Raw genomic sequence first — 25210 nt, forward strand, 5'->3', positions numbered from 1 at the left:
GGCGCTGATCGACGAAGCGCGGGCCGAGGAGCGGCGGGACGTCGAGTCATCGGTCGCCCCGATCCAGCGGCGCGTGTGGGCACTGGACGGCATGGTGCGGATAGCCAGGGAAACCGTCGACCAGGCGCTCTGGCTTGCCGTGCGCGATGAACATCACGGCCTTCCCGCGGGTGCCTCGGACTACACGTTCCTGCTCGGCGCGCACCTCCTCCACATGCTGCACCGTTCCGGAGTACGAGCGACCCGGAACGGCCCTCGGCCGCCGGTGGACGCACGGGTCGCGTACGGCGTGGGCGAGCACGCGGCGTTCGCCGCCGCGATCGTTGCCGCGCAGGACGATCTGCAGGCGATCGAGGGCTGGACGGAGGCCGAGGAGGACATCTTCGAGCGGCTGGCGAACCCTGCGACGGACGGGCACCTGCCCGAGTACGACACGGAGTTCCTGGGCGCGGTGGAGACCGCTGTCCGCGGTCGGCTCGCGGAGCTCGTGACGGATCTCCCCGACAACACGATCGAGCGGCTCCGGCCGCGGCTGCTGGCGCACCAGGTACCCGGAATCCACGACGCCGACATGGAGCGGTTGCGGGCCTGGGTGACCGAGCAGGTCCGGGCCGCCGAGCCGCACCCCGAGGTGCAACCCATCCTGCTGGACCTCCTCGGACGCCTCGTCGACCGCCCGGTGCTGGTCTGGCATCGGGACCAGCCGCCGGCCATGTTCTGGCCGGGAGGCGAGGAACCGCCGATCCATCTCGTTCAGGCCTCCCCCACCGGGCAGGGTCGATGGGGCCAGTTGGTGCGCTATGCCGTGGCCGCCTGGGTCACCGCCAACTGGGACGGGCCCGCGCGCACCGCGGATCACCTGATCGAGCATGCGGCACGGATGTGGGCGAGTCGGCTGATCGTGCCGGCGGATCGGTTGATCGATGCCGCGACCCGGCCCGAGTTCGTCATCCCGACCGATGTCACCGGGGGGCAGACGGCCCGCGTCCTCGCCCGCAGCTACGACGTCCTGCCGAACCCGACCGATGGTGCGGTCGGGGGCTTCCTGCCCTTGGCCGACGGGTGGGCCATCCAGGATGTCGGTGCGGGTGCGTGGGTCCGCCCCGGGCAGCTACCGGGCGATGTCGCGCCGCCTGAGGTGCGAAGGAACACCATTGTCCTGGGCGGTGCCGGACAGCCCGCGGCCGCGGTTCCCGATTCGGTCCGGCGGTGGGTGCTCAGTCAGATCGACCTCCAGGGGCTCGCGCCAACCATCGAGCTCGTCGACCCGGGGCGGCCTCGTTGGTGGCCCTACGTCGGTCCTGCCCTCCGGAGGAGCGATCACCCGTTGGTACAGGTACCGGCGGGGTTCGTGATGGGGGCGACGGACGGTCCCCGGCTGGACCCGGTCCGGGAACTGCCGGCGACCAGCCGTGCCAGCCTTGTCGTGCTGGGTCCGGTTCGGGCACGGGACGTCGTCGCCGTCGTCTCCGCGCTGCACCAACCGGAACGCCTGGGGCTGGTGGTCGACCTGCGGTTCGCCGACCGCCCGACGACCGGATCGGGCCTGCGTTGGTCGGCGACCGACCTCGCGCATCACCTGAACGTAGCGGTCGTGCTGCCGCCCGGCGAACTCGCGGTCGGCGATGCCCTGCCCGCTCACCTGACCCTGGTACCGACGGACCGGCTCGGCCGGCGGACGTTCGTGTCGCTGGCCGAGGCCGCCGAGGTCCGGCCCGTACGGTATGCCGGTTCGTCGGTCGACGTGCACGGCGTCCTCAACAACCGCCTGGCCGCACCGGACACCTACCTGCTGCCGGACGGCTGGGAACTGCAGGTCCTGCCGCGCGGGATCTGGCTGCGTCCGGCCAGCACCCCCGACGCCGTCCGCACCGCGGTCGGCGATGCTGCGGGTACGCCGAGATTCGCGGTCGGCTTCGGCGATGAGCTGGTTCCGGCCGGGATCATGGCGACGATCACGGAACTCGAGGCCGCGATCCCAGGGGCCACGTTCCAGCGCGTCGACGTGCGGACCGACTGGGTCGAGATCGCCCGCGACGGGGCGGAGCGGCCAGGTGCAGACCATGGCGGAGTCGCCGGCGGCGACGGCCAGCCACGGTTCGCCGTCGTTCGCGGACCCGACGGTTCGTGGTCGCTGCGCCTGCGGCCGGACGGTCTGACGGTCGAGCCGAACTCGATCGAAACGTTGGCGGACGTCGTTCAGGCGGTCACGGAGCTGGCGCAGTCGCCCGAGACGGAGATGATCAGGGTCTCGATCGAGGCCGACGGTCACGCCGGCTCGGAGCCGGAGGCCGTGAACGCCGGGCAGCGGCGCGCGGACGCGGTGCAGCGAATCCTGCGGGAAGAGATCGACCAGACCCATCACCCCCGGATCCGCTTCGAGATCCACCAGCACGCGCGGACGGAGGGTCCCGCCTCCGCGGATGTGGCGGTGCGTGTCCGGGCCGTGCGGCTGCAGGCCGAGGTGCGGGGCGCGCGCGCCCTTGTCGCGGAACAGCCCCGGCCGGTCGAACCCAAGGGCATGCTGCGGGCTTGGCGGCTGGCGGCTCCAGCCGCGGTCGCGCCCGGTCAGGCCGACGACCCCACCCACGGACCCCGGGCGTACGGCGCCGTGGTCCTCGAACCGGCGTACCTGAACGAGGACGACGTGGGGCGCGCCGCCGTCGAGCGGCTGCGGTGGCTGGCCGAAAGCGTCGCGACGGAGTATGCCCAGCCGGAGTCCGGTCTGACGGTGGTGGCCAGGCTCTGGCACGGGGAGTCGGCGCTGCCCGCCGTCGTCGCCGGTGGATTCCTCCTCCAGCAGCCGCCGGGCCGGCCCGGGCCGGCGATGGTGGAGATGGTGCGGCTGCTGAACGCCGGCGAGTTGCTCAGGGACATCAACACGGTTGGGCAAGTGCGGGGCACCGGCCTCCCTTCGGCCGAGGATCGGGTGACCGTGGTCCTCACCGAGGCGGCTCCGGGCACGGCACGCCAGTTCCACCACCTGCTGGTGCAGGCCAACCGTGAGCGACGGACCACCGGCGAGTTCTTCGTGCGGACGCTGACCGTCGTCGACCACACCACGAGGGACACGTACCGCGTCACGTTCGGCCCACTGGACCCCGAGAGCAGGGCCAGGAGGCTGTTCCACCGGGTCCGCGGCATGGTCGGTGGGCATGTGGTCGGTGCAGAGCCACCCTACGACGTCATCGGCCCGCCGCCACCCGAGTTGCCCGTGCCCCTGGATGGTCCTTTCCAGGGTGCGGAGTCCTGGCGCCAGTGGGCCCTGCAGGGTGTGTGGCCGGTGCCCGCCGAGACCGGGCAGCCCGGCGCGGCGGGCGAATACCCGTGGGTGCTTCCGGCCCAGGCGCACGGGCGCCGAATGACGCTGCCGCAGGAGGGCAACCAACCACCCGCCGATGTCGTCGTGATCCTCAACGGAGGCTATCCGACGGGGATGTGGATCAATGGAGTCCGGCCGGCGCTGTATCCACGGGTTGACGGACGCCGGCCTGATGACGCCGAGGCCGACGCCGCCTACCTTGTCGACGACCCGCGCATCGCGGCGCGTGAATTGCAGCAGTATCTGGCCACCACTATCGGCGCATGGGACGGCCTGGCGGTCGGGCCTTGGGCTCAACACCTGGAAGTGACCGGGCAGAGATACTACCTTGATCTGCTCACCAACCTGTCGGCAGTGCCGGCAGGACATCGCAATGTGCACCACCTCCTCATGGACCGCGAGTTCCCCGATCGACCGGAAGCCGTGGCGCTTGCCGTGCAGAACGGCCTACCCGGGCGGTACCCGTCGACCTTCCTCCACGACCAGCTCATGGCGTTCGTCGACCAGCTCGGCTGGCCCACGGCCCGCCATGTCGTGGTCGAGCGCGGAAGGCTCACCGAGGACGACCGCTCGCTGCGGCTCAGCCGGGGGCCCGTGGAGGCCGCCGAGTACCTCCGCGACTGGCTGCCCGAACCCGCGGACCGGCGACCGCTGCTCGTCGTGCTCGCCGACGCCGAACCGCGGGCGGACGACGGCGGCCCGTTCATCCGGGCCCTGGCGCAGCAGGTCGCCGTCGTGGCTCCGGAGGCCGTGACGCTCGTGAACGGCGTCGTCGTGACCAGGTGGCGTGTCTGGGAGCCGGACGGCTCGACGCGGTCCCGGATTCCCACCCTCGCCGAGGTGGCCCACACCACCGTGCTGCGCGAGCTGGTTCGACGGGTCGAGGCCGGCACCGCGACCGACGACGATGCCGCCGGGCTGCGCCGCCTCTTCGACCACACGTCGCCGCCGAGCGACCGGGCCGAGGAGGGGACCGACGAGACGGGGATCGTGATACGGCGCGAGCTCGTCGGCGGACCCACCGCGCAATGGTTCGACTGGGTCCGCAACCTGGTCGAGCTGGCCCGGACCAGGCCGTTCCTCGTCGTGGACTCCCGCCGCGCGGAGCGGGACGACATCCACCTCCGGGTGCCCGTCGCGGCCGTGCGGACCGTCCCCGGCCTGGACCATCGCTCCGTGGTCCACCTCGAGGAAGCGCTTCGTAACCCGGTCTCAGCCGACGCCCTGACCGCGCGGCTCGAGGACGGGCTGCTCCGACGGGAAGCCCAGTCATGGACCTGGGCACGGGAATTCGGGCTGGTTGTCCAGTCGCCGCCGCAAGACTCCCTCATGCTCCAACTCGACGATCCGTCGCCGGAGGCGATCCGGTCCGCGGTACGCGACGGTGCCCTCACCGCCCGGGTCGGTCCCGGGGATTCGCCAGTTGTGCTCGTCCGGGCGTACGGCCGGATCGACGTCGACGTCGCCGAACTGCCCGCCGTCGACGGCAACGAGGCATCCTCGATCGCGCTCGTCGGGCGACCGTCCGACCCCGTGGCGGTGACCCGCTACCACGAGTCGGGGACCGTCGTCGCGCCGCTGACGGCACTGCTGCCCTCGGCGCCGCCACCGTCGGTGACGCAGGGGCTCCTCGACAGCGGACACCTCGTGTTCGAGGCCGGCCGGATCGACGGCGCCACCATCCGCGTCCCGTCCGGGCGAACGCTCACCGCGCAGGAGTACGTCACCGAGGTGGTGTGGCCCGATGCACCGCGCATCCTGATCCTCGCCGAGCCGGTCAGCTCCGACGTCCAGTTCCTGGCCGACCTGCGCGGCCTCGGCGTCGTGCCGATCCACCGGCCCGTGGACCGGGTCGGCCGGTGGCGGACCACGATCACGAGACCGGACGGTCGCCCCATCGACGTCACCCTGGCCGGCCTGGCCGATGTCGTGGGCACGCTCCTCGTCCTGGGATGGCAGCCGCCGTACGCGCTGCTGCGCAGCATCGTGGCCAACCATCTGCCCGCACCCGCGTCGTGGGTCAATCTCCCACTGGCCGAAGGCGAGGTCGCCGCGATCCAGCGCGGCGAGGCCGTCTTCCGATCGGCGTACTCGCACCCGCCGCAGCGTACGGTGGCGGTTTCGCCGGCGGTGTACCGCCAGATGTACGTCACCGTCCGCGGGCAGGCGAGCCAGGTCGTGCTGACGCTTCCGCAGACGCCGGAGTCGGCCGGCATGCACGTGCTGCCGGCGCCGCTGGACCAACGCGTTCTGGTCGTGGACGACGGCGCCCTTCATCAACCGGGTCAGGTCGCCGCGCAGGTGCTGGCAGATCCACGGCCCGCGGTACCGGATGCGGGGGATCCGACAGCCCCCTGGGTTGTCATCGTGCCCGCCGGCGCTCACCGCCGCCCGATTCGGGTGGCAATCGAGTTCGCCACCCGCGGCATTCCGGCGATCGTCGGATCGCAGACCTGGTCTGTGTACCTTCCTCGCTACATGGCGCCTGGCCTCCTCCCCGACACGACCGGAAGGGTCGCGTTCCGGATGGGGCTTTCGCTCGACGCGGCCATCGAGGTCGCCCGGTCGGCCGCCGCCGAGGGACCGGCCGCGTACCGGTCGTTGGTCGACGAGTGGTTGCGGCTGTTCGGCGTGCCCGGGCAGACACGTCCGGAGGATCTCCCGCGCTTTCCCCACGACGACGTGACGGCCAGTCCCTCGGGTCCTCCTTCGCCGTTCGACCTGGCGCAACACATCTATCTGACCGGAGCACCCGAAGGTCTGCGAACTGTGTCGGCCGCCATCTACAACAGCCTGAGAACGGTCACCAACCGGCGCGGCGACGCGATCCTTCATGCCGTCGTCGTCGACTCGGGTCAGTTGACCGACGATGGACAACGGATCGAGCACCGCGCCAGACCCGGCACGACGGGCATATCGGAGTATCTGGCGGCGGACGACACCGACGGCCGGGGCCGGGTCCTGATCATGCCGGCTCTCCATTCCCGGACCGATTGGGCGCAGCTTTCCGCGGCGCTCGCCGCCGGCCTGAGCGACGGCTCGGTCGCGATCGTCTGGGACACCGATCGCCAGAACTGGGCGGCCGTGACCAGTCGACTCGGGACCGGCGCGCCGTTCCAGTACCTGGAGGACGCTGCCGACCAGGCCCTGCTGCTGCTCATGGCGATACGGGCGGAGCGTGGGATCGTGCATACGGAGGTCGAACAGGCGTTTCTCTATTCACGATTCGTCGGTTCTCCCGACGACGATGGCGCCCTCGACACCGTTGCCATGGCGGTGCCGGCCGCGGTCAACGGCTGGTACCAGGCCGCCCGCGCGCGGCAAGCCGACTCCGCCAACCAGTACTACGCCTTCCTCGAAGGCGACGAGGGGCCCGGGCGCACCCTGCTGGAGGTGCCCCGCAACTCGGTGCGCCGCGTCCAGGTCGGCGACCGGGTCGTCGTGATCGTCGAGGCGCCGCTCACCGGCCCGCAAGAGGGCAGTTCGATCCCGCCGCTCGACCTCGACGAAACGCCGCTCCTTCCGGAGGCCGCCGACTCGGCAACGGAACCGTCGACCGACCGGAACGTCACGCCCCCGACGCCGAACACCAACCCACCGTCGCCGCCGGCCGCACCCACAACCAGCGTCGCCAGCCCGCTGCCCACGAGCCCGGCGGCGCAACAGCACAGCACGTCCCCGACCCCGAGCCCGAACCCACCGTCCCCACCGGCCGCACCCACAACCAGCGCCGGTCACCGACCGTTCGCGGGACCGACCCCGACCGGGATGGACGGTTTCCTCGAGGTCGCCGTGGGAGCGGACGGGTGGTGCGCCTACTACGCAGTGATCGTCGCGGATCCGGAAGCCGTCCTTGCGCTGGGAGGCTGGACGCCACAGCAACGCGAGTTCCTGCTACGGCTCGCCGTCCTCCGCCGCTACCCGGCCGCTTTCCCCCGTGGTCTCGGCTGGGCGGAGCTCGGCGACATCGCGCAGGGCGTCCGGCGGCGGGTGGTCCGGCACGTGCAAGACATGGACGACGCCACGCTCGTTGCCTTCTTCCAGGCGCATCCAACCGTGCAGCGTCCGGACGTGGAGCACGACCTGCGGCGGTCCCTGGCGGCCGCGGTCTACGCGGACTGGAACGAGGACGCGGGCGATCTCACCATGCCGCTGCTCATGCGCCTCCTGCGCCGCACGATCAACGTCCACCGGCACTACGGGGTGGAGGCGGTGACGGCGCCGAACCCGACCGGAAGTCCGATCCACGTCCGGCTCGGCGGGGGCCACTACGCCGCCCTCGTACCCCGGGAGCGGCCCGCGCCGGCCGAGCACGGCAGGGTGGCCGAGCCACCCGGCACCCCGCCGACCGGCGACGCGGAGTCGATCAGCGACGTCTCGACCGTACCGGCGGAGCGGGAACGACCGGCGCCGCCGGCCACACGGCACCGATCGGGGTCGATCCCGAACCCGGCGGCTCCGCACGCGTGGCAGCTGACCGACCCGCGGCAGCTGCTGGCGAGGATGATGCCGGGCCCGGCGCCGGCACAGCCGCAGTACGCCACCATGGGTGAGTTCCTCAACGACAACTTCTCGTTCGTCGCCGTGATCCGGGAGCCCGGCTGGGTGGACGCCGACGGGCTGATCCGCACCGCGCACTCCACCGATCCGATCGACGCCGAGACGTACCTCGAATGGCTCGGCCCCCTCACCGGCCAGGCGGTCGTGCGGTTCGACCATGCCGGATCCCACGTGGCCGGCTTCGCGGCGGAGGTGGCCCGAAGGGGACCCATCACCCTGTCCCGGGCCGGTGACGACGGGGCCGACCGGTGGCTCGCCCAGGTCCTGCAGTTCGCGTCGAACCGGCTCCGTTCCTTCGACGGTGACCGGTCAGAGCCGCTGCTGGCCGCCAGACGCGTCCGCAGGGACGACCTGACGGCCCTGCGCGACGTGGTACGGCAGGCACGGCGCGACCGTGCTGCCACCGCAGCGGACGTGGACGGCGACCGGGTGTTCCAGGCCGCGCGGCTGATGCTCGGCGGCGGGCAGCTCCTCAACACGAGCGATGGCCTGACCGGCGGCCGACCCGACGCACGGGTACGTCCGGCGAGCGTCCTCGTCGAGCTGTACGACCTGCTCGAGCGGCACGGCTGGGAGCTGCGCCGGCAACTCGTCGTCCATCGGGGCCGGCTCGCGGCCACGGGCGACGTGATGGACACCGCCGACGACGCCGCCATCGCGGAGCGGCTGCTGCGCCCCGGCTCGCTCGGCGACGGCCGGGTCATCGTGCTGCCGCACCTGGGCGACGCGGTCGCCGACCGGGAGTCGCTGTACCGCAGCCGCCAGGTCAGCCGCCTGAGCCGGGACCGGGTTGTGGTGTTGCGGGATCGGTTCCTCGGGCAGTGGGCGGTCGTCCACCGCCAATCCAACGCGCTGCGGCTGACCGACAGCCTGAACGAGGCCGTGGATCACGCGCTCCCCCTGCTGAACGCGGCCCACCAGTCCCCGGCCGGCCCAGCCGACACGCGCTCGGCCGATGCCGTGCCGCCCCTCCCCTCGCGTCCGGGTGGCACGGCCACCGGGCCGTTGGGCACGGTGCAGGCGGCGACGCGGCGCGCGGACCGCCTGGTGCAGCGGCCGTCCCGGCCCAGCCTGAGCCGCTACCTGGCGCAGCGGCGCGCGACCCGCGACGAGTACGCCGAGGTGGAGCGGCAACTCCGCTTCTACGTCGCCACCCACCCGGGTTCGGGGGCCCGGCTGCCCGTGGTGGAGATGCTCGCCTCGGCGTCCGTCGGCGAGAACACCGGTGCCGGCGAGCGCATCGACGCCCTCCGCCGCCTCCTCGACCAGTACCGACGGGAGGACCTCGACACCACCGAAACCCACGGCTCCGACACCGATCACCGCAACCTGATCGCCGACAGCGTGCCGATCAGCGACACCCCGGAGCACAGCGACAGCGAACCCGATCGCGAGCAGCGTAACGACGACGACAGCGAGGAACGCAACGACAGCGAGCAGCACGCGGAACCGTTGGTGCGGCCGGCCGAGCCCACGTTGAGCCGTTTCCTGGCCCGGCAGCGCGCGGCCCGCGACGAGTTTGCGGCAACGGAACAGCAGCTCCGCGACTACGTCGCCGGCCACCCGAGGGCGGCGGCCAGAATCCAGCTCGTGGAGACGCACGCCGGGACCCACACGGGCGAGAGCGTCAGCGAAACCCTCGCCCTCACCGATACCCTCCGCCGTCTCCTCAACCGGTTCCACCGGGAAGACCTTGCCCCCGCCGACCGCACCGACGACGGCGACGAGGTCAACCGGAGCGACGAGGACGAGGTGTCCACCAGCGACGACGACGCCGAGGCGACGGTGCCGGCGTCGACGCCGGCGGACGATCGGGACCTCTGGTGGTACGCGGGCACCCGCAATGTTCCCGGTGGCTTCCACGCCCCGACGCTCGCTCAGCGGCAATGGCTCGTGACCAACCGGCGGCAGGTGGGTTGGGTGCGAGACAACGGCGACTGCGCCTTCGCCGCGGCTCTGGAGACCATCACGCCGGACGTCGTCACCGATGCCGCCAGGCTGGTCGCCGACGCGGCCGGAATACCGGCCCCCGGCCGCATCGACGACGCGACGGCCCTGCGAGGCTTCCTCGCCGACCTCGTGGAACTGACGCCGCGCAACGCCACCGTACGGCGGGAGCTGGCGCTCGGGGGCGTCTCCATCCTGCCGGCGGACAGTCCCGATTTCCCCACCCTGAGGCCCGAGACGGCGATCACCATCGAAAGCTTCGCCGCCGCGCTGCGGAACTACGGCAACTACGACCACCCGGCGGGAAACCACTTCCTCTACGTCATGCACCGGCTCTTCGGCTGGGCGAGCCGGATCTCGGCGGACGCCGGCGGCGACCTCCGGGTGGACCTCCACGGCCTCGGGGGGACCGACGAGATCACGTACCTGGAGCCCGGCGGCCCCGACGTCGACCCGACCCACGTCATCGTGCTGGTCCTCGAGCACTTCATGCCCACCCGGGTACGGCCGCCCGACAGTACCGAAAACGCCGGCGGCGGTCACGACGCCACGGTCCTGCCGGCCGAGGTGCACTGGGACACGCCGCCGCCGCGGGCCACCACCGGTCCCGTGGCCGGGGTCGCGCGGCTGCGGGCCGAGGTCGACGCCGCGGCACGGCGCGTCGACGGGCTCGACGCCCGGGTGCTGGCGTCGGTCGCCGGCAGGGGCGTGGCCGGTGACGACGCCCGAGCCGCCTGGCAGAGCTTCGTCGACGGGCTCGCGTCGCTGCGCGGGCGGATCGACGCCGTGACCGAGGACACCCTGGCCACGACCCGCGCCGAGTTCGGCAACCTCCTGCTCGCCTACAACCTCGCCTTCGAGCGGCTGGCCGCCCTGGGTACCGGCCTGCCGAGCAGCCGGCAACTGGTGCAGCCGGAACCGCTCGACCGGCCAGACGGCAACGACTGGGAGCAGGTGGTCGTCGTCGACCGGACCGGCAAGAGGACCGACGACAGTTCCGACGACGGGGCCGACCACGAGAACCCGCGCGTCCCCACGGCGGACCTGATCGCGCAGGGGACCATCGTCGCCACCCCCGAAAACGGCGGATGGCTGGTCCGGCACCGTGACCTGACCACGGCGGACCACGTCCAGGAGCACCGGGCCACCGACCGCGGGACCGCGATCGCCGCCGCCCGGACCGCTCGCAACGCGTCGCTCGACAAACTGACCCGGGAGGTCAACGACCACGCCGACGTTCGCGCCTGGCGCGCGGCCCATGGGTTGGCGCACCTCGACCGGGACGACGTGTACGCCGAATGGCGGGAACTGGTCACCGACGGGTCGCACCGGCGGCACAACATCCGGGACTACACCAACGCTGTCGCCGGCCGCGTGGTCGAGTTCGGCTGGCCGGCGGGGCTGCCCGGCGGCATGATGGGGGTCGAGGCCGAACTGAACGACCTCATCCTCGTGTACCCCAGGGACGATCGGCCGATGCAGGGACGCACCCTCGTGGGGAACGGCCTGCTCTCGCTCGTCGTGGAGGCGATCGGGCACTTTCGCGATGGCAAGTACTGGAGCGACATCGACCTCGCCCATGTCATGGATCAGTCTCGCACCAAGGAACGGACCTTCGGGTTGGAGGTCGTCACGGAGCCGGTCTCGGTCCTGCCAGGCGAAACGGCTCCGCGATGGCCGGAGATGACCGAGGCGATCGACGATGTCCTGCGCCGCCTCTCCCGGGTGTCCGCCGCCCGGAACGGAACGCCGCTCACCGACATCTTCCGCAAGCGGGACGGCTACGAGGTCGCCGAGAGCGCGACCGCGATTCGGGTCGCCAATCCCGATCCCGGTCGAGAACCCACCATCCGCCTTCAGGTCACGGTCGGGGCCAGCATGGTACGCGGGCTCTATGCGATCTTGAGCTGGCTCGACACGCCTGAGCGCCTTCAACCGCATCGCAGGCACAGTGTATGGGCCGCGGAGGCGACCGCCTTCGCCAACGACCTCGCCGCGACATACCTGGCGGCGAACGGCCGACCGCTGCGGGCCGACCTGGTGGACCTCGCCCGGGACGAGCCCGTTGTCGAGGCGCTACGGGCGTACGGCGCGCTGGTCTACGCCGTCGTCGCGGCCAGGCTGCTGTCGCACGACAGCGACGGCATCGTGAAGTCGATGGTCGCGGTGGCGCCCCGCACCTCGTTCGGCAACTTGCGATCGGCACTGCCGCAGCCGGTGCGGGACTTCCTGCAGTCGCACGCCGACCAGATCCGCGACCTGTTCAAGCAGCACTACCGCGCCAGCCGGCCCAACCTGACCGACGGCCAGCGCAGCGCGACCAGGCGGCCCTCGATCGGCCGCGGCGACCACCCCGACGACCTGCTCGACCTTGTCATCCCGTGGGACGGCAATGTGGCGTCGCCGACACACTCGGAGGTTCTCGACGCCGCCCTGTACGAGCATCCACCGCGCCCGGTCGGCCCGGACGGCGCCCTCGGGATGGAGAACACCTACGCCGAACTCGACCTCACCCACGGGGACGAACGCCCGCTCGGGCTGTTCGAGCTGCGCCTGATCGAGCCCTCGGACACCATGCCCAGGACGGCCATCGACGCCAAGTTCGCCGAGATCGCCGCGGTCGCCCGGTTCGCTTACCAGCACGAGCATGAACCGGCGAGCTTCGCGGGGTCCAACGTCTCGACGCGATCATGGACCACTGTCGCCTACCGGATCATCGGCGCGCTGCGGACCCTCTACTGGCGCACCGATCACGGGCTGGCCCCGCTCCGCACGGACGACGATTTCGCCACCGTCCTGCGCCAGATCCGCGCCGTCGCCCCGATCACGGATCCGGCCCCGGTCGCCGCGAACCCGAACGTCCAGGGCTTGATCACCTCGCTGGAACGACTTCGCGACACGGCACGCGGAGCCGACGTCGTTCGAACCGACGAGCGACGCGCGATCGCGGACCTCAGCCGGATCATCGAAGCGCTCGGGCGCACCGGACCCGGCAACCCGACCGAGATCGGCCAGCTGGTTCCGGTCCCGGAGGGGAGCACGCGGGTCAGCTACGAATGGCGCGGATGGACCGTGCTGGCGGAGCGGATCTACGCGCGTGCGATCCAGGAGTACCAGCGGGGCGGCACCGGCATCCGGGTGACGGTCGAGGGCGGCGGAAACGGAGGACGGCGAAGCGACGGGGCGGACCTCGTCGGCCGCCGGCGGGCCGAGGCGCTGGTCGTGGCCCTCCGATCCCTGATCAGCAAGTACAACCCGCCCGGACCGGCGCGCCGATGGCCGCCGGGGTTCATCACCTTCGCTTCGACGACACGAGGAGACGCCCTCCCCGGAATCCGCCGGGACGGTCTGAGCAACAACGAGCTCCGGCGTTCCATCGTGGTCACGACCGCGCCCCGGAATCCGATCTCCGCCGGGCAACCACTGGTGCCACCGATCAGCGACGAGCCGGACACCGACAGCCAGGCGGACGACGAGATCGAGCTGGACGACGAGATCGAGCTCGACGGCGGCTTCGAGCAGGCCGACGGCTCCGAGTAGGCGGCGGCAAGGTGGTCGGGTCAGCTCCGGGTCGCGTGGCGTTCCGAGCGGGCTCCAGGAACAAGGGCCGGCGGGCCGTCGAACCCGCCGGCCGCGGGATCCGTTGTCTCGGGGACACGTGCACGTCCATCGCCGACCGGCCGAACAGGGAGGAACGGTTGACCAGACCGAGGCCACTCCCGGCCCTGCGAACCGCGGCGGTGCCGGCGCCGACGCCCCGGCCGTCCCGGGTCAACGACACGCCCGAGGCGCTGGGCTCGCGGGCGAACGTCCTCGATCCGGGCCGCTGGTCGAGCCGGTGGGGCGGGCTGCCCGCGCTGCCGGTCGCCCGACCACCGGAGCCGTCCCCGCCCGTCGACGCCCCGGTGGCGGCGGCCCCGGCTCGGCCCGCGCCCGCGCCACCGCCTCCCGCGGCCCCGCCGGAGGGCGCGCCCCGCTGGCTGGATGCGGCCGGCTGGGGCGCCGAGGACCGGGCCCGGCTGCGGCGCACGTTGCAGCACCGGTACGACGCGTACGCTCGCGTCGTCACCCGTACCCTCGCCGAGGAGCCCGGGCTGCGGGCCGCCGGTGGCGGTGCCGACCTGATCACCGACCTGGTGGCGCTCTGCGCGTACATGCACGAGCGGGACGCGGTCAACGACGCGCTGCGGGGCGCGGCCGGGCGCCCGGACGGCGCGGAGAGCCTGATCGCCCGCGGTGCCACCAGCGGGCTGCGCCGGTTGCCCGCCGTCATCGGCCCGGTCTTCGCCGCCGGTCAGGCCGCGGTGGGAGCCGGTTACCGGGCCGGCGACGAGCTCGTCGAACCCGCCTTCGTCGACGTCTGGCTGACCGGCGCGACCGGCACCGGCGCCGCGGTCGAGTACGTCATCTGGTCGGTCAGCGCGCGGCGGGTCGACCGGTTCCTGCCGCAGGAGCAGCCCGGCGCGGCCTTTCCACCGGGCAGCCGGTTCGCCGTCCTCGCCGTCGACGAGCCGGCCGCCGACGGGCCGCTGCGGGTCCTGCTGCGGGACCGCACCGGCGAGCGACCCGACGCCGCCGGACGGTGGGACGAGACGCTGCGGCGGCTGCGCCACAGCACGACCGTCGCCGCCGAGCACCCGGGCACCCTGGGCTTTCCCATCGGCCTCGACCAGTGGGGTCGCCCCTTCATACCGGACCCGTTCCGCCCCACCACCGGAGGTTGGTGACCATGAGTTCCAGTGTGGTGTCGGTGTCGCACACCGAGCCGGGCGGGATGCCCCGCATCGCCGACGCGCTGGCCGTCGCCGGGCCGGGCACGACCGTCATGCTCCAGCCGGGCACGTACCACGAAGAGCTCCGGCTCATCGGCGACGTCACGCTCGCCGCCGAGGACGGGCTGGGCAGCGTCGTGCTCCGCGCGCCGGACGGGGTCGCCGTGTTCGTCGGCGCCGGCACCGTGACCCTGCGCGGGATCATCGTCGTCGGCGGCAGCGAGTCCTTCCCCGCGATCCAGGTCAACGGCGGCGCGCTGCGGATGTCGGACTGCGAACTGCGCGCCGACGGCGTGGTCGGGCTGCACGCCAGGGACGGTCGCCTCGACCTGCACGACTGCGTGGTGGAGAACGCGTCCGGTGCCGGTCTGCTGCTGGAGCAGGGGACGACGGGAACGGTCAGGGCGACGACGGTGCGCGAGGTCGGCGGTGCGGGGATCGTCGTCGCCAGCGGCGCCGACCCGGAGTTCGCCGACTGCACGATCACCGGGGTCCGGGGGCCCGGCGTCCTGTCCACCCGCGACGGCCGGGGCAGCCTGGTCGGCTGCGCCCTCACGGCGATCGCCGGGCCGGCGGTGGCCGTCGAGGACCGGGGAGCGATCAAGCTGCGGTACAGCATCGTCCACGACACGTCGGGCCCGGGTGTGGTCGCCACGGGCGGCGAACCGGTGCTTGAGGACTGCCTCATCCAGGCCGTCGACGGGCACGGCGTCGTGATCGCCGGCGACGCCGATCCCACGCTCGTGCGATGCCGCATCGAGGGCAGCGGCGGCCACGCCGTCTTCGCGCTCGACACCGGCGCCGGCCGGCTCGTCGACTGCCAGCTCGGCGATACCCCGGTCGCGGTGCTCGCGGTCACCGGTACCGCGTCGCCCACCCTGGAACAGTGCCACCTGAGCGGCTCCGGCGAGGTGACCGCGCTCTTCGACGGCAGCGGCCGAGGCGTCCTCGTCGGCTGCGAGGTGACCGGCGGCCGGACCGGCGTGCTGGTGCGGGGAGGCGCCGACCCGGTCATCGACGAGACCGCCGTCACCGGCTGCACGGAGTACGGCGTGCACAGCATCGACGGCGGCCGCGGCACGGTACGCAACTGCACCGTCGAGCACTGCGGCGTGGCCGGTGTCCGGCTCGCCGACGCGTCGACGGCACTCACCGACTCCCGGCTGCGCGGCGGCCGGCACGGCCTGATCGTCGCGCCGGGCGGGCAGGCAAGCGTCGACGCCTGCGAGATCGACACCGCGAGCGTGGCCGGGATCCTGGTCGAGTCGACCGGAGAGCTCCGGCTGCGGCGCAGCCGGGTGCGCGACGGCGACGCGGTAGGCGTGCGCTTCGCGCCCGGCTCGCGGGGCGCGGTGATCCAGTCCGAGATCTTCGACAACGGCACCGACGGAGTGCTGCTGGAAACCGCCGAACCGGTCGACCTCACCGGCTCGTCGGTCAGTGGAAACCATCGGGATCAGGTCCGACGGGCGGGCGCGGCACCCGGCCCGGCCGGCCAGTCCGGGCCGAACCCCCCGGAACTCGACGCCGCCCCCGGCTCCGCACCGGTCTGGCAACCGCCGGAGCCGGGCCCACCGCGCCACCAGGACGGGCCGCCACCGGCGACGGGCGCCGCGCCGGGCGACAGCGACGCCGCCGCCCCGCTCCTGGCGCAGCTGCGCGACCTGGTCGGCCTCGCCGCCGTCAAGGAGGAGGTCGCCACCCTGGTCGGGCTGCACCGGATCGCGCAACGGCGGGCCGAGGCCGGGCTGCCCCGGCCGCCGATGTCCCGCCACCTGGTCTTCGCCGGGGCACCGGGCACCGGCAAGACCACGGTGGCCCGCCTCTACGGCCAGATCCTCGCGGCCCTCGGCGTCATCACCTCGGGCCAGCTCGTCGAGGCGTCCCGGGCCGACCTGGTCGCCGAGCACATCGGCGGCACCGCGATGAAGACCACGCAGAAGTTCACCGAGGCGCTCGGTGGCGTGCTGTTCGTCGACGAGGCGTACACGCTCAACCCGGTCGACGGGGGCAGCGGGCACGACTTCGGCCGGGAGGCCGTCGACACCCTGGTCAAGCTCATGGAGGACCACCGCGACGAGGTCGTCGTCATCGTCGCCGGCTACTCGCCGCAGATGCGGCAGTTCATGGCCGGCAACCCGGGGCTGGCCTCGCGGTTCTCGCGCACCATCGAGTTCGACAGCTACACCACCGACGAGCTGGTCACCATCGTGGAGCACTGCTGCCGCACCCACCACTACTCGCTGGAGTACGACACCCGCACCGCGCTGGCGCGGCTGTTCGACGGGATGCCCCGGACGGAGTCGTTCGGCAACGCGCGGGTCGCCCGGAAGATCTTCGAGGAGATGGTCGGCCGCCAGGCGTACCGGCTCTCCGGCGACGCGACGCCCAGCGGGGTGGCGCTGGCCCAACTCCTGCCGCAGGACCTCGGCCACGCCCCGACCTCACCCGCCGGTGCGGACGGGGCGCGCAGCGCCGAAGTGGACGCCCTGCTCGACTCGCTGAACGCCATGATCGGTCTCGGTGCCGTCAAACGGGAGGTCGCCGAGCTCATCGACCTGCTCGCCAACGCACGCGCCCGGGCCCGCGCCGGCCTGCCCACCCCCGGGGTCTCCCGCCACCTGGTCTTCTCCGGCCCACCCGGAACGGGAAAGACCACCGTGGCCCGGCTGTACGGGCGCCTGCTGGCCGCCCTCGGCGCGCTCAGCAGCGGGCAGGTCGTCGAGGTCGCCCGCGCCGACCTGGTCGGCGAGTACATCGGGCACACGGCGCACCGGACCCGGGAGGCCTTCGACCGGGCCCGCGGCGGCGTCCTGTTCATCGACGAGGCGTACACCCTCAGCCCACCCGACGCCCGCAACGACTTCGGACGCGAGGCGATCGACACGCTGGTGAAGCTGATGGAGGACCACCGCGACGAGGTCGTCGTGATCGTCGCCGGCTACGACGAGGAGATGGCCTCGTTCCTCGCCGCCAATGCCGGTCTGGAGTCCCGGTTCACCCGGCACATCCACTTCACCCACTACACCCCCGACGAACTGGTCGCCATCTTCGAGAACCTGGCCGGCGCCAGCGGGTACGAATGCCCGTGGGAGACCCTCGACGCGCTGCGGGCCCAGTTCACGTCGGTGCCGACGGGACGATCGTTCGGCAACGGCCGGTACGCTCGCCAACTGCTCGGCGAGGCGATGACGCGACAGGCGGGCCGGCTGCGCGGGCGGGCCGACCCGTCCGTGGACGAACTGAAGACCCTGCTGGCCGTCGACGTCCGGCCCGCACCGGCCATGTCGAAGTAGCGCAGCAGGCGGTCGGGGCCGGGGTACGTGGCAACTGCCACTCCATTCCGGGATGTGCGATCCTCTCATAGGTCGGACCAACCGTGCCCGCGGCGACGATGAACAACCCGACTGCCCCAACCGCGGGTACAGAGGAGCTGAGCGTGAGATGGGATCAAACAACCGATCTGGCAACGCGGCGACGCATGTCCATGACCAGATCGACCTGTACCTGACCAACGCGCTCACCCCCGAGCAGGAGGAGCAGTTCGAGGAGCATCTGCTGTTCTGCGAGGCTTGTCGGGAACAAGCGGACCGGGAGAGCGAGCTCGCCGTCGCGGTGGCCGCGCTGCCCGCCGAGCTGGCAGCCGAGCTCGAGGCGACGGATACCGCCGCACCGGCCGGAGCCGCCGGCCGGAGCACCAGCGATCGCGCTGCCGCATCGAACACGACCCGGCGGGCGGTCCCGGCCACCGCGACCGGGCCGGCGGCCGGTCGGCCGCCCGGCCGCCCCGGGTCGCGCGCGCGTCGGCTGCTCAGCTACGCGGCGGCACTGGTGGTCGGCGCCGTCCTGGGCGTCGGCGGCGCGTGGCTGTACCCGAGCTCCGACCCCGACCCGGTGACGGTGGGCGACCAGAGCGAGACGGGTAGTCGCGGCCAACTGTCCGTGACCGCGACCGAACGCGCGGGCGGCACCGACGTGCGGGCGGTCGCGGTGGGTCTGCGTCCCGGCGAGCAGTACGACCTGATCGCGGTCGGCACGGATGGTCGCAACCATGTCGCGGCGCACGGCGTGGCCGCGGGCGGCCCGCAGACCATTGTCGGCTCCGTGCCGGTGGCGCGGGACAAGGTCCGATTCTTCGCGCTGACCCAGGGCAGCCTGCTGCTGGTCACGACCGTCTTCTGAGGCCCGTCCGGCAGTTCGCCCCGCACCGGCGGCCGGCCGATCGAACCGCCCACGGACGTCGACCGTTGTGGCGCCATGGCAGAACGCACACCAGGATGGGGAGACGCCCCGTGAGTGACAACGCGGACCCGCCCGCGACCGATCCGCACGGGACCGGCGCGGCCGGTGACGGTGACCCGTCGGGCGACGCCCTCGAGTTCGGCAACCGGCCGCCGGTGCTGTCACACCGGGCCCCGCGGCTTCCGTTCGCCTGGCGCGTGCTGAGCGTCGTTTCCGTGGCGCTGGCCTTGAGCTCGATCGCGTGGGCGGCCACGGTGGCATGGCCGGCGACGGACCCCTCGGGGACGGCTGAGCCCGGCGCCGGCGCCCCGCCGGCGGTGGGGCCCGAGCCCGGCGCCGGCGCCCCGCTCACCAGCGGGTCGGCCGCGGCGTCCCCGCAACCGGGACAGACCTCGACATCCCGCAGTCCCGCCACGACGCCCGCGAACCCGGCGGCCAGCACCCCGGCGCAGTCGCCCGGCGCACCGGTCACGAGCCAACCGACCGCCGGCGCGACGCCCACCGGGCCGGTCGTGCCCGCGCCGGGGGTGACGGTCCGGCTGGTCAGCGGCCACAGTGACCTGTCCGCGGGCGTGGCGGCCGGCGCGGTCGGCAACGGCGCCCGGATCGTGCAGTCAGGCGGCACCGGCGAGGCCCAGCAGTGGCGCGTCCAGGGCGCCGGGGCCGGCTGCTTCCAGCTGCTCAACGTGCACTCCGGGTTGGCGCTCGACAATCCGAACACCGGCGAGGGCGCCACGATGCAGCAGTGGGCCTTCGCCCCGGGCAACGTCAACCAGAGCTGGTGCTTTCGCTCCGTGGGTGGCGAACGGTACTCCATCCAGAACCGGGCCAGCCTCATGCTCCTGGCGGTTCCCGCCAGCGGCGGCGCGGACGGAGCGCCCGTGCAGCAGTTGAGCGGGGACCCGGCGGCGCCGCGGCCCAACCAGACCTGGCGCCTGGTGCGGGCCGGCTGACCATAGCGGTGACCTGGCCGGCCTCGGCGGCCGTCGGGGCGGGCCGGCGACGGTGCCCGAGGTCGCCGGGTGCCGGCCCGTCACCGTCGAAGTGCATCCCGCCGTCCCATCTTCTGGACGTGACGAGGAGTTCATCTGTACGCAACAATCACTCGACCCCGGTCGCGGGCCGAGGTGTGCGTTCGGCCGACCCTGCGGCGCGACGGGACAGACACGGAGGAGGACGTACCGGTGACGAACGCCCGTGGCGTGAGCACGCGCCGTCCGAAGCTGCTCGTCACCTCCTGCATCGCGGTGGCCGCCACCGCCACGTTGACGGTGCTGCTGCTGCGGCACGACGGTCCCGGCCTGCAGCTCAGCGCCGACCAGCGGACCGTGGTCGACCGGCTGGAAAGCGTGCTGCTGCACGACTCCGTGGTGCCGCAGTACGGGCGGGTGGTCAACGAGTTCGACCAGCGCGGCTACGCCGCCGGCATCGGTGACTTCTCCACCGCCGGCGGCGAGGCGCTGGAAGTGATCCACGTGTACACCGCCCGCAACGGCGCGAACGAACTGAGCCGCAAGTACAGCACCCCGCTGTCCACGCTGGCCGAGGCGCACAGCGACGACGTGACCGGCCTCGACGGGTTCACCGAGGCATGGCAGTTGGCCAGCGTCGACCCGTCGTTCCGTCAGGCGCAGAGCGACGTCCTCCATGAGCGCTACTTCACCCCGGCCCTGCTGCAGGCTCGCGAGCTCGGCATCGGTACGCCGCTGGGGCTGGCGGTCATCTACGACTCGCTGATACAGCATGGCAGCGGCGGCCCCGACGGGCTGCTCGCACTGCTGCGGCAGGCCGAGACCAAAGCGGGCGGCACCCCCAAGAAGATCGACGAGCGCCGCTGGCTTGAGGCGTTCCTGGAGGTTCGCCGATCGACCTTGGCCGATCCAGCCGAGCCGGCGCACCAGCAGGTATGGCCCTACGAGACGGGCCGGGTCGATGCCCTGATCTCGCTGCTGAAAGACGGCCACGACCAGCTGGTCCCACCGCTGGTGGTGGCACCGTACGGGACGCCGAGGGTGATCGACCTGAACCCGTTCGACCTGGTCCCGTCGCTGGCGATGCCGAGCATGCCCGGGGGCGGCCCCACCTCCGGCCGTCCCGGCGGGCCGGGCCGCTCCGCCGGCCCGACGTCCTCCGGCCAGCCCCGCCCGTCGACATCCGCCGGCGCTCCGACGACCACCAACCCGTCGGCGCGCCGACAGGGTCCGGTCGTCGGCCTGGCCGGGTTGTGCCTGGACCTCGACGGCGGGGTCGGTGCGGCCGGCAACCACGTGAAGACCTGGACCTGCAACGGCACCGACGCCCAACTGTGGACCGCCGAGACGGACGGGACGCTGCGCGTGGTGGCCATGTGTGCCCAGCCGCGGGACGACTCGCCGAGTCCGGGCGCCCCGGTGGAGATCGACCCGTGCGACGGGCGCGGCTCCCAGCAGTGGCGCTTCACCGGCGGACGCCTGGTCAACTCCGCCTCCGGGCTGTGCCTGAGCATTACCGGTGACAGCAGCAAGCCCGGCGCCTTCGTGCAGCTCATGACCTGCAACGGGGCCGCCGGCCAGCGCTGGGCCGCGCCCGGCGCCGCCTGACATCACGCCTCCTGCGTCACAAAGTGTCGATGTACCGGGTACAACGTCGGCACTGACGTCGGGGTTCAATGGCGATTGTCGATAGGGTTGCCCCTCAGCGGTCACCGCGCGAGGTGGGTGGCCGGCGCCGCACCCCCGGCACGGCGCTGATGTCTCCGTACCGGGGCGCATCGATCGGCAGTGGCGCGGGACGCCGCGGGGGCGACGGGTCCGGCGGCGGCGTTCGCCGCGACGCCGTCGCCAGCCACATGGCGACGGTCATGAGCCAGCCGCAGAAGATCGGCAGCCATACCTGGACGGGCGTGACGTCCGTGCCCGAGATCAGCACGTGCGCCACGACGAGCATGAACGCGACGTACGAGAACCGGTGCAGCGCACGCCGGCGCGCGGGTCCCGACCAGCGCTGGACGATCATGGACAGGGCGACGGCGGCGAGCAGTTCCGACCCGATGACGGCAACCCCGGTGCCGATGCGGTTGTCCGGGTCGGCGAACGGCACGACGAGCTCGAGCACCGTGATCGAACCGCCGGGCAGCGCCAACTGCCCGACGCCGTGCACGGCCCCGAGACTCAGCCCCAGGCCCGCGGTCGCCCGGTGGATCGGGTGGAGCGCCGCCTGGCCGAGCAACGGCGGCCGCCACGAGCCATGCAGCAGGAACCCCGTCACGACGCCCAGCCAGAGCAGCCCCAGGGACACGAACCCGAGCGTCGACAGCACCGGATGCAGTTCCGGGAACCGGCTCTCCACAGGACCCTCCTCGCTCTGCGCCGCCCCGAGGCGCGCGCCGCTCCCGCCACACCCACTGCTGCACGAGCCTCGTCCAGTGCGATCACGAGGCAGTCCCGGTGATGTTCACCGACCATGGCGAGCGCAGGACGTCGCCGATCACCACGGCGACGAATCGGCCCCCGGTACGCCGGGCCAGGCTGCGCGCACGATGAAAACCGCCCTCGCGGAGCCCTTCCGCGATGACGATGCCGGAGCCCGCGTCCGCGGCGTCGATCTCCGGGAAGTCCGGCCGCCGATGCCAGTGCGACGGCACCGCGGTGTCGAGGGCATCGCCGACCACGGTCACCCGGCAGCCACGGCCGGACATCGTCCTGGCGATGCCCAAGGCGTACCGTCGGCACAGCGGAAGCGCTCCGGTCACGGTCAGCACGCCGGGCACGGTCGCCAGGTCGAGGAAGAGCCGTCGCTGCCCGTCCTCACCGAGCACCGCCGGCAGCACCGCGCCCGGCTCCGGGGTTCCCGGGTCGAGCCACCGCGTCCGGGCGGGCGCGGCGACCCGGACCTCGGCCCGCACGCCGGCCGCCGACACCACCCCGACCCCGCCGAACTCCGTCTGCTCGGTCCACACCGGCCCGGCCGGCCCGCGACCCACCCGGCGACTCGACGGCGGCTCGCCTGTGACCTGCGTCGGCGCCGCAGCGCTCACCGGTCCCCGCAGGGCGCGCCGGCGCAGCTTGACCGCCGGTGCCTCCGCCGCGTGGCGCCGGTGGTCGCGGCGTCGGTACGGCTGCCCCGAGCCGTCCAGTCCGATCGGGAAGGCCAGCGGTCCCGGTCCCGGTCCGGGTTCTCGGCGGGCCGGGAGCCGGCCGTGGAGCAGCATCTCGACGATCTCCTCGGTCCGGGGTCCGGTATCGGACGGTTCGTCGTGCGGGCCGGCCGGCACGGCAAGATCGAGCAGCATGACCCGCGGACGTTCCGGGCCGGCGTCGACGCCGAGGATCAGGAATCGGCTTCCGGCGGTGAATATCGCGGTGGTGCGTCCGTCCGGGGCGATCGAGCCGAGCCTGCGGGCGCTGCGGGACCAGATGTGGTAGTCGACACCGTCGCCCGGTTCCCGGTCGGGTAATGGACCGACGTCGACGAAGGCGGGTTCGACGAGCTCGGTGCCGGTCTCGTACGCCGTCATCGGAAGCGGGATCGGGCAGGTCGCGAAGACCGGGCCGGTCACGACGGGCAGTTGCCGAAGGCCGTACATGGCGCACTCGGCGATCAGCGTCGCCGCCGTGCCGTCCCCTGCCGGGCCGGTTCCCCGGAGTTCGTTGTTGAGGGCGTCGCGCTCGGTGGCGCAGTACGCGCGCGCTGCGACCAGTCCGCTCACCGTGGCGGCGGTGGGCCGCGCATCGGGTGACTCCTCGCCCCTGAACAGCTGGCGCACGACGATCCGGGCGTGCGTCTCGTACCTGGTGTCGAGCAGTTGCCGGAGCCGGTGCCGGTCCGGTGTGTCGCAGGTCCCCTCGGTGATCCACCGCGGTCCGGCCGGTGCTGTCACCGCCGGCTTCGCCGCGGGTGGAGCGCCGACCTGCCGTGCAGGGGCGGGCCGCGGTGTGAGCACGGGCCGGCCCGGCACCGGGAGCACCGGGGCAGGTAGCGGTGGGAGGGTGTCGCCGAGCGGTGCCGGTCCCCGGCGGTGCGGTCCGGTCCCCGGCGGTTCGGGCAGCCCGCGCCAGGAGTGGAACAGTCCGGAGGTGTGCAGCAGCCCGGTCCGGGAGATCGAGACCTCGGCGTCGGCGGCGACGACGGTTCGGCCGAGTCCGCTCGCCAGGGCGCCGAACAGCGCGTCGGCGGTGTGGCCCGTGGGTGGTGTGCCGTGCGCGACGACGACCACGGTCCGGCAGCGTGGTGGGCACACCGCGGTGATCAGGCCGGCCAGCTGGTCCGGGGTGACCGGCCGGCCGTGGACCCGGAATCCGGCCGGGTCGAGGCGCGCCTCGACGGTCACCTCGACGACGAAGCCGGCCGGCGTCGCCACCACGCCCACCGGCTCCGATTCGGCGACGAACGACCAGCCGGCCGCCGTCTGCGACCCGCCGGGGTCCCGGTGCCCGAGCCCGGCCGGCGATGCGTTGCCGGCACCGCCCCGGCCGGGCCGGGGACCGGCGCGGCCGGCGTCGTGGGGTGGCAGGCCGGTCAGGTCCCCGGTGGGCCCGATGAAGGCCAGCCCCCAGGTGTTCCCGCCGGACCGCACGGGGACCGCGGCGGCGATCCGGGCCGGCGGATCGCAGTAGGCACGCAGGTAGGCGGTGTCCCCCCTGGTTCGCAGCGCGCCCGGTAGCAGCGCCAGCCGGTATGTGTCCGGCAGCGGCAGCGCGGCCAGGGACAGGATCACGTCGTCGAGGGCGAGGGGCAGTTCGCCGAAGCCGCCGAGGAACACCGTTGCGGTGGTGGGATCGGGTGGGATGCTGGCGGCCGTGCCCGCCCGTCCGGGTGTGACACCGCGGGGCAGGATCCAGTATCCGGCCGGCACCGCGTAGGTGGCTGCCGCGCCGTATGCGGTGACGCCGGCGGTTTCCGGCGGGAGGTCCTTGGCCCAGGCGGGTGCCGGGAACCACGCCGGCTCGTAGTGCGGCGGTCGACCGGGCGGGTAGGTTGCCCAGCCGCCGCCCGCGTAGCTGGGTGCCGCCACGGCGATCGTGCCGTCCGTGGCGACGGTCAGCGATCCGAGCGGGGCGACGATGTCCCGGTCGAGGTCGTGGGACAGGGCGCGCAGCTGCGGCTCCACGGCGGACAGTGCCGCGGCGTGCCCCAGGGGGACCAGCCGCACGCCGGCGTCGTCGCCCCGCAGTACCCGGTGGGCGATCTGTCCGACGAGGTGCAGGTAGTCCGACCGCGCCGTGATCGACGGCGTGGTGACGACCGCGACGCGGCCGGGCTCGGGCTGCAGCGCCAGGGTCAGGGCGGTCAGCGCGGTGGCCGGGTCGCCGGCGGTGTGCACCAGCAGCGCGTGGCCGATCTCGTCGACGATCAGTTCGCTACCCGGGCGGGGTCGCCAGGGACTCAT

At 73.0% G+C, this 25210-nt stretch carries 8 protein-coding genes (1 of these 8 running past the window's edge); 6 read left to right on the forward strand and 2 right to left on the reverse strand.

Annotation, left to right across the window (positions count from 1 at the left end):
* The 6 genes from IEZ31_RS37835 to IEZ31_RS37860 all read left to right on the forward strand — a co-directional run.
* A protein-coding gene (locus IEZ31_RS37835; RefSeq protein ID WP_190254907.1) for a WXG100-like domain-containing protein crosses the window boundary here: on the forward strand, window positions 1-13369 show its final stretch. The gene continues 18044 nt to the left of window position 1, outside the view; only the last 13369 of its 31413 coding nucleotides appear in the window; its start codon lies beyond the left edge, outside the window; it ends in the stop codon at window positions 13367-13369.
* A gap of 158 nt (window positions 13370-13527) precedes the next feature.
* A complete protein-coding gene (locus IEZ31_RS37840; protein WP_190254908.1) occupies window positions 13528-14556 on the forward strand; it encodes a hypothetical protein in 1029 nt (342 codons plus the stop codon).
* Between the two features lie 2 nt (window positions 14557-14558).
* On the forward strand, window positions 14559-17897 hold the full coding sequence (locus IEZ31_RS37845; protein WP_190254909.1) for a right-handed parallel beta-helix repeat-containing protein: 3339 nt from the start codon (window positions 14559-14561) through the stop codon (window positions 17895-17897).
* 148 nt (window positions 17898-18045) lie between these two features.
* Window positions 18046-18783, forward strand: coding sequence for a zf-HC2 domain-containing protein (locus IEZ31_RS37850; protein WP_190254910.1), 738 nt, complete (start codon window positions 18046-18048; stop codon window positions 18781-18783).
* A 110-nt stretch (window positions 18784-18893) separates the two neighbouring features.
* Complete coding sequence (locus tag IEZ31_RS37855; protein WP_190254911.1) at window positions 18894-19796, forward strand: RICIN domain-containing protein; 903 nt, start codon at window positions 18894-18896, stop codon at window positions 19794-19796.
* 231 nt (window positions 19797-20027) lie between these two features.
* On the forward strand, window positions 20028-21422 hold the full coding sequence (locus tag IEZ31_RS37860) for a chitosanase (RefSeq protein ID WP_190254912.1): 1395 nt from the start codon (window positions 20028-20030) through the stop codon (window positions 21420-21422).
* 94 nt (window positions 21423-21516) lie between these two features.
* Here the strand turns inward: IEZ31_RS37860 and IEZ31_RS37865 are convergent, their stop codons facing one another.
* A complete protein-coding gene (locus tag IEZ31_RS37865; protein WP_190254913.1) occupies window positions 21517-22170 on the reverse strand; it encodes a hypothetical protein in 654 nt (217 codons plus the stop codon).
* An 82-nt stretch (window positions 22171-22252) separates the two neighbouring features.
* Window positions 22253-25210 carry a hypothetical protein gene (locus IEZ31_RS37870; protein ID WP_190254914.1) on the reverse strand — a complete coding sequence of 986 codons (2958 nt, stop codon included), beginning with the start codon at window positions 25208-25210 and terminating at the stop codon, window positions 22253-22255.

The sequence above is a fragment of the Dactylosporangium sucinum genome (assembly GCF_014647515.1).
Taxonomy (GTDB): Bacteria; Actinomycetota; Actinomycetes; order Mycobacteriales; family Micromonosporaceae; genus Dactylosporangium; species Dactylosporangium sucinum.